Origin of the sequence: Paracoccus sp. MBLB3053 (assembly GCF_031822435.1) — a bacterium.
Classification (GTDB): Bacteria; Pseudomonadota; Alphaproteobacteria; order Rhodobacterales; family Rhodobacteraceae; genus Paracoccus; species Paracoccus aurantius.
This window is the reverse complement of sequence record NZ_JAVQLW010000004.1, coordinates 1-12,750: the sequence shown is the minus strand read 5'-3', so window position 1 is coordinate 12,750 and position 12,750 is coordinate 1. Positions and strand designations below refer to the sequence as shown.

Genomic DNA, 12,750 nt, shown 5'->3' with positions numbered 1-12,750 from the left:
GCCGGATCAGAGCGCCGAGATGCGCTCGACCAGGCCTTCGGGCCAGTCCTTGGCCAGGGCCGAGTCCATGTAAGCTTTCTGGACATGGGCGCGGAAGGCCTCGACATCGGGCTTGTAGACCTGCAGCCCGCGTTCGGCGAAGGACTTGGCGAGCTCCTCCTCGCGCGTGACATGGGCCGCAGTCGAGAAGGCAATGGCCTCGTCGGCGGCCTTCTGCACCGCGGCCTTCTGCTCGTCGGAAAGCCCCTCCCAGACCTTGCCGGACATGGTCAGCAGGTCGAAGGCCACGAGATGCGAGGTCAGCACGATCTGCTTCATGACCTCGTAGAACTTCATGTTCTCGACATTCGGCAACGGGTTGTCCTGGCCGTCGATCGCGCCGGTCTGAAGGCCGGTATAGACCTCGGCATAGGCCATGGGGGTCGGGTTCGCGCCAAGCGCCGTCCCGAGGAACTGCCAGGCCTCGCCGCCGGGCATGCGCAGCTTGATTCCGGCCATGTCCTCGGGGGTCGAGATCTTCTTGTCGATGTTCACGCCCAGCTGGCGCGTGCCATAGAAGGTCGGCCCCAGGATCTTGATGCCCAACTGATCCTCGGCCAGCTTCTTCATCTCGGTCCCCGCATCCGAGGCGAAGAACTTGCCCAGGTGGTCGGCGTCGCGGAACAGGTAGCCCGAGGTCAGCGCCGACCAGGCCGGAACCTGGTTCGAGACGTCCTGCGGCGCGATGTTCGACATTTCCAGGTTGCCGCGCTGAAGGGCGACCAGTTCGGTCCCCTGCTTGAAGAGCGTGCCGCCATAGAAGCCCTCATAGGCGAAATCCGGGCCGATCCCCTCGACGAATTTCTTCATCATCTGGGCGCGGATGTCCTGCTCGGAAAAGACGGCCGAGAAACGCAGCTTGATCGGATCGGCCGCATGGGCCATCCGCGCAACGAAGGGCGCGGCCATCGCGGCAGCGCCAAGGGCGGCGAAACGGCGCCGCGTCACTTTGATGGTCATTCTTTCCTCCCTGTCGGACGGCCACGCGACTCCCCTCGCGCCCCGCCTTACGGGCAAGCTTGGCATCGGATAGCTTGCCGATCAACAATGAATCACCGGATCATCGGATGAACCATATTTTCTCTGATGATCTGGCACATCGGGTCGATCTTGTGCATCCTGACCACCTGCGCTGAAATGGCGCGAGGGAGGACATTCATGGAAGCGGCACCGCCAGGGCCCGGCTCGTCGGGCGACGCGACGCATCGGCGCCTGCGCGAGGATATCATCTTCGGCAGGCTCGCACCGGGCGCGAGGCTGCGGCTCGAGCGGCTGCGCGACGATTACGCGGTCAGCGTGGCGACCTTGCGCGAGGTGATGAGCCGCCTTGCCGCGGAGGGGCTGATCCTCTTCGAGGCCCAGAAGGGCTTCGAGGTCGCGCCAATCTCGATAGAGGACCTGCGCGAGATCTCGGACATGCGGGCGCTTCTGGAATGCCACGCTATCGGTCCCAGCTTCGCGGCGGGAGACCTTGAATGGGAAGCGGGCGTTGTCGCCGCGCATCACAAGCTGTCCCGGCTCGAGGCCCGCATGATGGCCGATGAGCCGGGGATCACGGCGACCTGGAAGCGATATGACAGGGAATTCCACCTCGCGCTGATCGCCGCCTGCGGCTCGACCGAGTTGCTGGACACGCATCAGCGCATTTTCGACCGCTTCCAGCGTTACCAGATCCTTCTGGTGATGTTTCGCGGCGAGGCCGCCAAGCGCGAGCATGACGCCCTGCTGGCGGCGGCCCTCGCCCGCGACACCGACGCCGCCTGTGCCACTCTGCGCCGCCACATCGGGGCCTGCATCGAGCACACGATCAACCATGGACTGATCGAAACGACAGGTGCCGCATGAGCGCGGTGGCGAACCCTCCCGCGCGCGAGACGGTCGGCGCGGGTATCTATCAGCGCCTGCGCCAAGATATCATCATGGGCAGGCTGATGCCCGGCCATAGGCTGCGGCTGGAGCAGTTGCGCGCCGACTACCCTGCCTCGCCTGGCACGCTGCGCGAGGCGCTGTCGCGGCTGGCGGCGGACGGCTTTGTTCTGGCCGAGGGGCAGCGCGGCTTCCAGGTCGCCCCGGTCTCGGCCGAGGGCCTGCGCGAGATCGCCGGGCTTCGCCTGCTGCTGGAGGAAGAGGCCCTGCGCCGCAGCTTCGCCGCAGGCACGCTCGAATGGGAGGTCGCGGTGATCGCCGCGCATCACCGGCTGGACGCGCATGAAGAGCGCCTCGAGGCCGGCGATACAAGCCGGATCGAGGAATGGCGGCTCAGCGACTGGCGCTTCCACCAAGCGCTGATCTCGGCTTGTGGGTCGCGGCTGATGATCCGCACCCATGCCGAAGTCTTCGACAAGTACCTGCGCTACCAGATGATCGCGCTGGCCTTCCGCCCCTCGGCCTCGCGCCCGGAACACGGGGCCTTGAAGGACGCTGCGCTGGCCCGCGACGCCGAAGCCGCCGTCGCCCTGCTGCGCCACCACCTGAATGCAGGGGTCGAGCAGGCCCTGTCGCTGGCACCCGGATGGGACTCGGGACACGGGACCGAGATGTCACGTTAACGGATCGGTCATTGGGGTCGGCGCGATTTCGGCCTGGCAGATGCGGATCACCCAGCCGCCGATCAGCTACAAGCGCGATCGTTTCACGCCCGAAATCATCGCCCAGGCCGTCCGGCTCCAAGCCCGCTTCGATCTCAGCCTGCGCAAGGAGAAAGAGTTCCTGCGGCAGCGCGGTCTCGACGTTTCCTGCGAGACCGTCCGGCGATTGGATCGCCAAATTCGTCCCGCGAATTGCCCATGGTTTTCGCCGCAGACAGCCGCGACACTGAGATAGCTGGCATCCGGACGAGAGGCAGGTGAAGACGGTCGGCAAGACATTCTGGCTGTGGCGGGCGGTCGAGCACCGTTACGCGTGCGCTTTCGAATGCACGAACAAACGATGCAGGGGCTTCCGCTCGCCCGGCGGATTGCATTGGCCCCAGCGCGGCGTGCGGGCGGCGGGACCGTCATGGCCACTTCCCGATGTGGGCGTCCAGCCGGCCAAAGACATGTCGCAGCTTCGGGGACGGGTTCCGTACCGGGGCTATCCCAGCAATCCGAGCAGGAACCGCGCCGATACTGTCAGCAGGAACAGGCCGAAGGCCATTTCAAGATGCCGCCGCGACAGGGCGTGGGCCAGCCTGACGCCCAGCCTTGCGGTCAGCAGCGCCGTGGGAATGGTCAGGGCGAAGGTGATGGGCGAAACGAAGCCAAGCGCGTCGGGGGGCAGACCGGCCCTGCCCCATCCCGCGGCCATATAGCCCAGGGTGCCGGGAATCGCGATCAGCACCCCGACCCCGGCCGAGGTCGAGATCGCACGATGGATCGGCACGCCGTGCAAGGTCATGGCAAGATTCGACAGCGCGCCGCCACCGATCCCCATCAACGCCGAAAGAAAGCCGATCACCGCGCCATAGATCGTCAGCAGGGCGCGGCCGGGCAGCGTCTCGGCAAGGCGCCAGCCTTGGCCCCCGGTCAGCAGCCTGATGGCGATGACCGTCGCGACGGCGACGAAAACGACCTGAAAGACCCAAGGGTCGGCATATCGGGCAATGACCGAGCCCGCCAGGACTCCGATCAGGATCGGGATCGCCCAGATGCGCAGCAAAGCCATGTCAACCGTTCCGCGATGCCAATGGCCGCGCGCCGAGGCGATCGAGGTGGGCACGATCACCGCGAGCGAGGTTCCGACCGCGAGCGGCATCGAAATTTCTGGCGCGTAGCCAAGAAGCTGGAAGATCTCGAAAAACACCGGCACGGAAATCGCGCCGCCCCCGATCCCGAACAGTCCCGCGAGAAAACCGATCAAAGCGCCCGAGACGGCCAGCGCAAGGACAAGCTCGATCAGGGTCGCGACATCCATCACGGCCAGCCCGCCGCACGTCGCGACAGGCTCGCGCCGTCAAGCCCGCCATGCCCCTGCTCCAATGCCCGGGCATAGCGCGGGGCGGTCGCATCGGAAAGCGGCATATCCGCGCCTTCGCCCCGCGCCAGAACCAAGGCTTGGTTCAGATCCTTGGCAAGGCCAGCCAGGTCGAAGGTGCCGGCCAGATCCTGCCCCGCCAATGTATCGACCACGACCTGCTGGCGGTTCTTCAGCACGGTCGGTCCGGCGGAACTGTCCGCGATCATGCTGATCGCGAGTTCGGGCGCGATGCCCGCGCCGCGCAGCAAAGCCAGCGCCTCGCCCAGCGTCTGCCAATAGATCGCGAGCGGCAGGTTGATCGCCAGCTTCATCCGTGCCGCTGCCTCGGGTGTGCCCAGATATTCGACCCGGCGGCACAGATGGTCCAGAACCGGCCGGGCGCGCGCGAAAGCCGCGGCGCTTCCGCCCGCCATGCCCAGCAACTGCCCTTTCAGCGCGGGCTCGACCGTCCCGCCGACCGGAGCATGCAGAAATTCCACCCCCGCCGCGCCGACCTGCTGCGCCAGCGCCGCGGCCTCGCTCGGCAAGAGCGTCGACATCTCGATCAACAGGCCATCGCCAAGACCCGCGTCGATAAGCGCCTTGGTGATCTGAGACACGGCCAGATCATCGGCAAGCGAGGTAATGATGACCGGACAGGCGGCCAGCCCCGCCATATCGACCTGCTCGGCCCCCGCCGCGACCGCCGGGGCACAGCGATCGGGATTGCGGTTCCAGACCCGGACCTGATGCCCGGTTCCGATCAGACGCTGCGCAAAGGCGCTGCCCATGCGACCCACTCCGGCAATGCCGATCACCTCGCTCATCCGTCCTCCTTTGGCCCAAGGCCAAAAATCTCTAGCGTGCTTTCCCCGGCCCGCAGCCGCGCCATGATGTGTTCCTCGCGCGCGGCGCGGGCCTGCGCGGCATCAAGCGCTGTGTCGATCTGATCCCGCGCGACCACGACCATGCCATCGGCATCGGCCACCACCAGATCACCCGCAGCGACCTCGGTTCCGGCGAGCAGCAGGTTCGGGCCGATCGCGCCGACATGCCGTTTGGTCGAGCCACGGATCGTCAGGCCGCGGGCAAAGACCGGAAAACCCGCACGGATGATCGCCCTGCTGTCGCGCACCGCGCCGTCGATGATCAGACCGGCGATGCCGCGCAGCTGACAGGCCAGCGCCATGATCTCGCCAAAAGGGGCGCTGTCGGTCCTGCCCCCATAATCGACGACAAGCACATCGCCCGGCCCGGCCTGGGCGATGACCCTGTGCAGCACCAGATTGTCGCCCGGCTGGCACCGAACCGTCACGGCCGGCCCGGCCAGTGCCATGTCCGGGGCAAGCGGCCGCGGCGGCGCGGTCACGATGCGCGCCTGGGGCCATGCCTCGCCCAGCGTGGCCGCGCCAAGTTCCGCTAATCTGGCATAAGGGGTCACGCCGCCGGGCCGCCGATCCGCAGGTGCAGATCCTGCAACCCGTCCACATGCACGACCAGCTCGTCCCCCGGCACCACCGCGCCCACGCCTGCCGGCGTTCCGGTCATGATGACATCGCCGGGCGCCAGCCGGAACTGTTCGGAGAGCTTCGAGATGATCTCGTCGATCTTCCAGATCATCCAGCCGATATCGCCATCCTGCCGCGTCTCGCCATTGACGGAAAGCGTGATCCGGCCTGCGGTCAGGACGCCGGTATCCTCGATCCGGCTGATCGGACCGATCGGGGCCGAGTGATCGAAGGATTTCGTGATCTCCCAGGGCAGGCCGTTTTCCAGCGCCCTTGCCTGATGGTCGCGCCGCGTCATGTCGAGCCCGACCGCATAGCCAAAGACATGTCCCGCCGCCTCGGCCACGGCAATATGATGCCCGCCGGATTTCAGCGCGACGACCAATTCGCCCTCATAATGAAAATTCTCGGTATAGACCGGATAGGGGATCTCGCCGCCATTGCGGACCACGGAATCATTCGGTTTCTGAAAGATCACCGGCGGGTCGCGCTCGACCTCTCCGCCCATTTCGATGACATGGGCGACATAGTTCTTGCCGATGCAATAGATCCGCCGGACCGGAAATTTCTCGTCGCTGCCGACGATGTCCAGATAGGCCTGCTGGGGCGGTGTCAGGGCATAAGCCATCATATCTCCTCCTCGGGGCAAACGACCCGCTTGCCCGATCATGCATCTGGATAAAGATATTCCAACCTAAATTTTTTCGGATCGTATATTTTTTTGATTTTCTTCGCAGATGGTATAGCCTCGACAAGGGGATGCGGATCTGAGGAGGCCCGCCACCCGCGACATGGGAGGAGAAACGAGATGACGGAAGCAACGAGACTTTCCCGCCGTGCCTTCGGGGGACTTGCGGCAGCGGCAGCAGCGACCTTTGCCATTGGGCGTCCCGGGATCGTGCGGGCGCAGACGGCAATCACATTCGCCGTACCAAACCCCTCGGCCCTGACCTGGCTGCCCTATTGGGTGGCACTCGGCGAGGGCTATTTCGGCGAAGAAGGGCTTGCGCCCACCCTGCAGGCCATCGACGGCTCTTCGGCCGTGCTGCAGGCCATGTCGGCCGGGCAGGCCCAGATCGGCGCCCCCGGACCGGGGCCGGTCCTTGGCGCGCGGGCGCGCGGCGTGGACGTGAAGTTCATCTATAATCTGTTTCCGAAATCGGTCTTTGGCCTTCTGGTCAAGAAAGACAGCGCGGTGCAAAGCCCGGCGGACCTGAAGGGGACGGTCGTCGGCGTCGGCACGGCGGACGGGGCCGAGGTGTCGTTCACCCGCGCCATCCTGACGGATCTCGGGATGAAGGACGGGGTGGATTATACCTTCCTGCCGGTTGGCGATGGCGGAACGGCTGCGGTCGCCTTCCTGCGCGACGAGGTCGGCTCCTATGCGGGTGCGATCTCGGATGCGGCGATCCTTGGTGCGCGTGGGCTGGAACTGCGTGAAATCACGCCCGAGAAATATCTGGGCTTCTTTGGCAATGGCATCGCCATGCTGGAAAGCCAGATGGCCGCGACCCCGGATCTTGCGCCGAAATTCGGGCGCGCCCTGGTGCGGGGAATGCGCTTTGCCAGCGATCCGGCGAACCATGACAAGGCCCTGGCCCATTGCGCCACCGGCAACCCGCAGGAGGGCGAGGACAAGAAATTCGCCGCAGCGCTTCTGGCGGCGGCGATCGACCGGATGACGCCCACCGAGGCCTTTGCCGCCAAGGGCTACGGCTATCAGCCCCCCGAGCATTGGCAGATGATCCATGACGCCGCCGTGGCCTCGGGGGCGTTGGAAAAGCCGCTCGATGACCTCTCGGCGGTCTATAGCAATGAATTCGTCGAGGGCTGGAACGCGTCATGACGATGGCCGAGTCCCAGATCCTTCCGGACAGCGCCGCCATTCCCCGACCGGTCTATGAGATCTCGCGCCTGTCCAAGACCTATGCGCGCAATCGCCTGGTCGCATTGACGGATGTGAACCTGACCCTGCGCGAGGGCGAGTTCGTCTCGGTCATCGGCTCGTCGGGCTGCGGGAAATCGACGCTGCTGAAGATCATGTCGGGACTCATGCCGCCGACCTCGGGTCGCGTCACGCTCGAGGGCAAGCCCGTCATCGGCACCCGCGCCGATATCGGGATGATGTTTCAGCAGGCGACGCTGCTGCCCTGGATGACCACGATTGAAAACATTGTCCTGCCGATCGAGATCCGGCAGGGCAAATCCGCCGCCCGCGCCGCCCGCGCGCGGGCACAGGATCTGCTGGACCTCGTGGGTCTGGGCGATTTCGCGCATGTCTATCCGGGCGAATTGTCCGGCGGCATGGCGCAGCGGGCCTCGATCTGCCGGATGCTGATCACCCGGCCGGCGGTCTTGCTGCTGGACGAGCCCTTCAGCGCGCTGGACGAGCTGACGCGGGATTTCATGAACATGGAGTTGCAGCGGATCTGCCACGAGACCCGCGCCACCGCCTTTCTCGTCACCCATTCCCTGGCCGAGGCGGTGATCCTGTCCGACCGCATCCTGGTGATGAAGCCGCGTCCCGGCCGCATCGTCGAGGAGGTGGTGATCCCCCTGCCCCGGCCGCGCACGCTGGACATGATCAATACCCCGGAATTCGGCCGGATCGTGGCCCATATCCGCGACCTGCTGGGCAAGGAGGCCGAGCAATGACCGAGACCGCTTCCGACGACCTGCCTGACACCGTCTGGATCGAGAAAACCAGCTGGATCGACGCCATGCCGCGCTGGCTCGCCATGTCGCTTCTGTTCATCGCTGTCGTCACGCTGTGGGATCTGGTGACACGCTGGGGTTGGGTATCTCCGATCATCCTGCCAAGCCCCGCCGAAACGCTTGCGGATCTGATCTTCGTGGGGCGCAATCTGATCACCGGCGATTACATGCTCGGCGCGCTCTGGACGACCACCAAAACGGTCTTCTTCGGCTTCCTGATCGCGGCGAGCATCGGTTTCCTGCTGGGCGTTCTGGTCGGCGAGACCAAATTCGGCGAACGCGCGGTCATGCCCTATCTGGTCGCGATCGACACCATGCCCAAGGTGGCCTTCGCGCCGCTCTTCATCGCATGGCTGGGCTTCGACATTGCCTCCAAGGTGGCGCTCGCGGCCTTTATCGCGACCTTTCCCATCGTCGTCGCCACCGCTGCCGGTCTTTATGCCGCCACCGAAAACGAACGGATGCTTTTCAAATCCATGGGCGCGACGCGGATGCAGACGCTGCTGCGGCTGAAACTGCCGACCGGCCTGCCCTATATGTTCACCGGCCTGAAAATCGCGGCGGTGGGCGTCATGGCCGGGGCGATCACTGGCGAATTTTTGGGCGGCGGCAAGGGCTTCGGGGCATTGATCCGGCAATCCGCCAGCCAGATGGACACGCCGCGCGTCTTTGCGCTGATCCTCTACTTGAGCCTGCTGGGACTTTGTCTGTATTTCACCGTCGTCTGGGCACAACGCCGGTTCGTGTTCTGGAACAAGGACCAACGGCCGGGTGGCCTTGGTTGAACGCGATGGGAGAGAAGTTGCCAAGCGACATGCGCAGCCTGTCGGAACAGGTCTATAACCTGATCCGCCGCGACATTCTGCAGGGGCTGCTTCTTCCCGACATGAAGCTGCGCATCGAGACGGTGTCCGAACGCTACAAAATCGGCGCTGTCCCCGTGCGCGAGGCCCTGAACCGGCTTTCTGCCGAGGGGTTGGTAGAACGCAAGAGCCAGCGCGGCTTTTTTGTCGCCCCGCTGGAGATGGGCGATCTTGAGGAGCTGGTCAAGACCCGCATCTGGCTGGAAACCCGCGCATTGCAGGAATCCATCGCCCGTTCCGACGAAGCGTGGGAAGAGGCGCTGGTCGTCAGCTTTCACCGCTTGTCGCGCACCTCGCGCCGGCTGATGCCCGATGACGGGCGGGAGATATCCGAGGAATGGGACATCCGCCACAAGGAGTTCCACATGCAGCTGATCGACCACTGCGGCTCAAGCTGGCTGCTGTCCTTTTGCGCGACGATGATGGATCAGGCGGCACGCTACCGGAACGTCTCGATGAACACCCATTCCAGCCAGGCCCGTCGCGAAGGCGCGCTGGCCGAGCATCAGGCCATTCTTGACGCCGTTCTGAGCCGCGATGCTGAACTGGCCTGCCGGTTGCTGAGCGAGCATTATCAAGCCACCCTGGCGGCGCTGCGCCCGGCGGGGTGCACCGACGCTGCGCCTGGTGCGGAGGATTGAACCGCCTCATCATCTTTTCTCTTCGTCCGATCGGGCAGTGGAGTGCCCCCGGTACGGTTGTTCTGGCCCTTGCGCGCGCGACGGGCCGCACCAAGCGCGAGTTCGGCAATCGGCGTGTTGTAGCTGCGCATCTTGTCCGTGACGACGACATGCGGCGCCCCGAAACGCGCGATCAGCTTTCCCGGAAAGCGCTATTCCGCCTTTGCGTTCCGGCGCGGTTGAACAAGTATGTCCCGCACGACGCCGCTGGCATCGATCGCACGCCAAGGGCATTGCCCAGAGATCTGCGCCACCGCTGTAGTGATCTTCGGCACCGCCTTCTCTTATCCGCCCAGGGACGTGGCTTGCGGCAGTATCCAGATGCTGTCCTTTGGAACTTCGTTCACCCGCAGGGCGCAACCATAGGCCTCGGATAAAATCGCGTCGGTCATCACTTCTGCCGGTCGGCCCTGCGCAAGGACTTGGCCTCGGCCCATCAGGATGATCTTCTGCGCGAAGAGCGCCGTCAAGTTCAGGTCATGCATCACCGCCAGAACACCGCCGCCCCGGCGAGCGTAATCCGCTGCCAGCCGCATCACCGTCAGCTGATGTGCGATGTCGAGGCTGATGACCGGTTCATCCAGAAACAGCCAGCGCGGACCATTGGGCCCGACGGGCTGCCAGACCTGAGCCAGCACGCGGGCCAATTGCACGCGCTGCTGCTCTCCGCCCGAAAGCTGCTGGTAAAGCCGCCCGGAAAAGCCCGGCAGGTCGACCGCGGCCAAAGCGGCGGGGATCAGGGCATCGGCGCGCTCGCCCCGCGCCTCAAGACCGATGCGGACGACCTCGGCGACGGTAAAGGGAAAGGACAGCGCGGCCGCCTGGGGCAGCACGCCGCGTCGCCGGGCCAATTCCTCGGGCGCGAGCGCGGCGATGTCGTGCCCGCCCAAGGTGATCCGGCCCTTGTGCGGCAACTCGCCGGTCAGCGCGCGCATCAGGGTGGTCTTGCCCGAGCCATTCGGCCCGACGATGGCGGTGAACTGCCCCGCCTGCGCGGCGATCGAGACCCCGCTGAAGATCTGTTTGCGGCCAAGGCTGACCGCGATGTCTTCGACGATCAGGCTCACAGGTCCAGCACTCCCCTATTGCGCAGCAGAATCCACAGAAAGAACGGCCCGCCGATCATCGCGGTGACGATGCCGATGGGCAGTTCCGCCGGGGCGATCAGCGTGCGGCTGGTCATATCCGCCCAAAGCAGCATGATCGCGCCCAGCAGGCCCGAATTCACCAGCAGCCAGCGATGATCCGGCCCATTGGCAAGCCGCAGAAGATGCGGGACCACGATGCCGACGAACCCGATCCCGCCCGAGACTGCGACAGCCGCCCCGGTGGCGGCGGCGACGCTCAGAATGGCGCGGTTCTTGATCCGCTGAACGCGGATGCCGACATGGCCCGCAGCAGCCTCGCCCAAGGTCAATGCGTTCAGCCCGCGCGCCAGCAGCGGCGCGGCCAGCAGGCCTGCCGCCATGACCGGAACCGCGACGGCGAGCTTTGGCCAATTCGCCCCGGCCAGCGAGCCAAGTCCCCAAAAGGTCAGGTCGCGCAGCTGGCTGTCATTGGCGCGCAGGATCACCAGACCGGCGATCGCGCTCATGATCGCGCCAAGGGCGATCCCGGCAAGCAGCATGGTCGCGACCGAGGTCCGCCCCTGCCGCGTTGCAATCCGGTAAAGCGCCATCGTGGTCAGCCAACTGCCCGCGAATGCCGCCAGCGGCACCAGGGACCAGCCCAGCCAAGCGCCGATCGAGGCAGGCAGCGCACCGCCCAGCACGATGGCCATGATCGCGCCCAGCGAGGCACCCGAACTGACGCCGACAATGCCCGGATCAGCCAGCGGGTTGCGAAACAGCCCCTGCATCAGCGCGCCCGATACTGCAAGCGAGGCCCCGACGCAGATCCCCATCAGCATGCGCGGCAGGCGGATATCGAACAGCACGACCCGGTCCTGCAAGGCAAGCTCGCGCCCCGCCAGCAGATCCGAGACTGCGCGGGTAAGCGAGGTCCCGGAGGCGCCCCAGCCCAGCGACAGCACCGTCGTCACCAGCAGAACCGCCACCAAAATCCAGCCGGTAAGTCGCGCGCGATGGCTGCGATCCCCGCTGATCCGAACCGTTGGTGGGTGGGAAACCGCGTCCATCACGGAGTTCCGTAGACGAGATCATGCAACTCGACCGCGGCCTCGCCCGTCCGGGGGCCGAAGCCCAACAGTTTCAGCCCGTCCATGATGACAATGCGGCCATTGCGGCCCGCAGGCGTTTCGGCAATCGCGGGAAGCGCCAGCGCCGATTGAATGGCCGCCGTATCATCCGCAGCGCCATTGGCAGTCGCGTCGGCCATGGCATTGCCGCGCCGCATCATCACGACGACGTCTGGCGCTGCCTTGATGACGGCCTCGTCGGTGACTTGCTTGTAGCCCTGAACGCCGCCAAGCGCGTTTTCCGCCCCGGCAAGACGGATGATGCCATCGGCCGAGGTTGTCTCGCCGCCCGCCATCACGCGACCGCCTTGCAAAGACAGGACGAACAGCACCTTTTTCGGGCCATCGACCGCCTTGGCGCGGGTTTCGGCCGCGCCCAGATCGGCGGCCAGCTTGTCATGCAGGGTCTTGCCCTTATCCGCCACGCCAAGCGCCTCGGCCACGGCGTCGACCTTGGCCAGAACCCCCGCGACATCATAGCTTTCGGGGATGCTGACAAAGGGCAGATTGGCGGATTTCAGGACCGCGACGGTTTCGGGCGGACCCGCGCCTTCCTCGGCAAGGATCAGATCGGGCGAAACCGACAGCACGCCTTCAGGCGCAAGCGCGCGCATATAGCCGACATCGGTCAGAGCATTGGCCTCGGGCGGCCAGTTCGAGGTCGTGTCACGCCCGACCAGACGGTCTTGCTCGCCAAGCGCATAGATGATTTCCGTGACCGAGCCGCCCAGGGACAGCACACGGCTGGCCTTAGGATAGCTTTCGGCATGGGCGGGCGCGGCCAGAAGCAACGCCCCAAGCAGCAGCCGTTTCAT

The 12,750-nt window shown here is 65.5% G+C and carries 15 protein-coding genes; 7 read left to right on the top strand and 8 right to left on the bottom strand.

What is annotated here, in order from left to right:
- Positions 1–6: 6 nt before the first annotated feature.
- Positions 7–999, bottom strand: a complete 993-nt coding sequence (gene dctP, locus RGQ15_RS18610; protein ID WP_311162262.1) for a TRAP transporter substrate-binding protein DctP — start codon at positions 997–999, stop codon at positions 7–9.
- Positions 1,000–1,197: 198 nt separating this feature from the next.
- Between dctP and RGQ15_RS18605 the strand changes: the two genes are divergently transcribed.
- From RGQ15_RS18605 to RGQ15_RS18595, 3 genes are read left to right on the top strand one after another with little or no spacing between them, the layout of a single operon-like run.
- Positions 1,198–1,884, top strand: a complete 687-nt coding sequence (locus RGQ15_RS18605) for a GntR family transcriptional regulator (protein WP_311162261.1) — start codon at positions 1,198–1,200, stop codon at positions 1,882–1,884.
- Entirely contained in the window at positions 1,881–2,588 is a 708-nt protein-coding gene (locus tag RGQ15_RS18600) for a GntR family transcriptional regulator (RefSeq protein ID WP_311162259.1), read from the top strand. Before RGQ15_RS18605 ends, RGQ15_RS18600 begins: the two co-directional genes overlap by 4 nt.
- A gap of 40 nt (positions 2,589–2,628) precedes the next feature.
- A complete protein-coding gene (locus RGQ15_RS18595) occupies positions 2,629–2,862 on the top strand; it encodes a hypothetical protein (protein WP_311162257.1) in 234 nt (77 codons plus the stop codon).
- Between the two features lie 249 nt (positions 2,863–3,111).
- On the opposite strand, the gene RGQ15_RS18590 is transcribed toward RGQ15_RS18595, so the two are convergent.
- From RGQ15_RS18590 to RGQ15_RS18575, 4 genes are read right to left on the bottom strand one after another with little or no spacing between them, the layout of a single operon-like run.
- Entirely contained in the window at positions 3,112–3,930 is an 819-nt protein-coding gene (locus tag RGQ15_RS18590; protein WP_311162256.1) for a sulfite exporter TauE/SafE family protein, read from the bottom strand.
- Complete coding sequence (locus RGQ15_RS18585; protein ID WP_311162254.1) at positions 3,930–4,799, bottom strand: NAD(P)-dependent oxidoreductase; 870 nt, start codon at positions 4,797–4,799, stop codon at positions 3,930–3,932. The genes RGQ15_RS18590 and RGQ15_RS18585 overlap by 1 nt, the downstream gene beginning before the upstream one ends.
- On the bottom strand, positions 4,796–5,413 hold the full coding sequence (locus RGQ15_RS18580) for an RraA family protein (RefSeq protein ID WP_311162253.1): 618 nt from the start codon (positions 5,411–5,413) through the stop codon (positions 4,796–4,798). Before RGQ15_RS18580 ends, RGQ15_RS18585 begins: the two co-directional genes overlap by 4 nt.
- Complete coding sequence (locus tag RGQ15_RS18575) at positions 5,410–6,111, bottom strand: fumarylacetoacetate hydrolase family protein (protein WP_311162251.1); 702 nt, start codon at positions 6,109–6,111, stop codon at positions 5,410–5,412. Before RGQ15_RS18575 ends, RGQ15_RS18580 begins: the two co-directional genes overlap by 4 nt.
- A 177-nt stretch (positions 6,112–6,288) precedes the next feature.
- On the opposite strand from RGQ15_RS18575, the gene RGQ15_RS18570 reads away from it, so the two are divergent.
- The 4 genes from RGQ15_RS18570 to RGQ15_RS18555 are packed head-to-tail and all read left to right on the top strand — an operon-like array spanning position 6,289 to position 9,699.
- Complete coding sequence (locus RGQ15_RS18570) at positions 6,289–7,326, top strand: ABC transporter substrate-binding protein (RefSeq protein ID WP_311162250.1); 1,038 nt, start codon at positions 6,289–6,291, stop codon at positions 7,324–7,326.
- A complete protein-coding gene (locus RGQ15_RS18565; RefSeq protein WP_311162249.1) occupies positions 7,323–8,135 on the top strand; it encodes an ABC transporter ATP-binding protein in 813 nt (270 codons plus the stop codon). The genes RGQ15_RS18570 and RGQ15_RS18565 overlap by 4 nt, the downstream gene beginning before the upstream one ends.
- Positions 8,132–8,980: an ABC transporter permease gene (locus tag RGQ15_RS18560; RefSeq protein WP_311162248.1), complete on the top strand. Its 849-nt coding sequence runs from the start codon at positions 8,132–8,134 to the stop codon at positions 8,978–8,980. Before RGQ15_RS18565 ends, RGQ15_RS18560 begins: the two co-directional genes overlap by 4 nt.
- A 5-nt stretch (positions 8,981–8,985) precedes the next feature.
- Positions 8,986–9,699 (top strand): GntR family transcriptional regulator, encoded by a 714-nt coding sequence (locus RGQ15_RS18555; protein WP_311162247.1) that lies wholly within the window; start codon positions 8,986–8,988, stop codon positions 9,697–9,699.
- A gap of 323 nt (positions 9,700–10,022) precedes the next feature.
- Here RGQ15_RS18555 and RGQ15_RS18550 read toward each other — a convergent pair whose 3' ends face one another.
- The 3 genes from RGQ15_RS18550 to RGQ15_RS18540 form a co-directional block, all read right to left on the bottom strand.
- A complete protein-coding gene (locus tag RGQ15_RS18550) occupies positions 10,023–10,805 on the bottom strand; it encodes a heme ABC transporter ATP-binding protein (RefSeq protein WP_311162246.1) in 783 nt (260 codons plus the stop codon).
- Positions 10,802–11,875 (bottom strand): FecCD family ABC transporter permease, encoded by a 1,074-nt coding sequence (locus tag RGQ15_RS18545; RefSeq protein ID WP_311162245.1) that lies wholly within the window; start codon positions 11,873–11,875, stop codon positions 10,802–10,804. The genes RGQ15_RS18550 and RGQ15_RS18545 overlap by 4 nt, the downstream gene beginning before the upstream one ends.
- The coding region (locus RGQ15_RS18540; RefSeq protein ID WP_311162244.1) for a heme/hemin ABC transporter substrate-binding protein at positions 11,875–12,750 on the bottom strand (876 nt) is incomplete at its 5' end. The genes RGQ15_RS18540 and RGQ15_RS18545, both read right to left, overlap by 1 nt.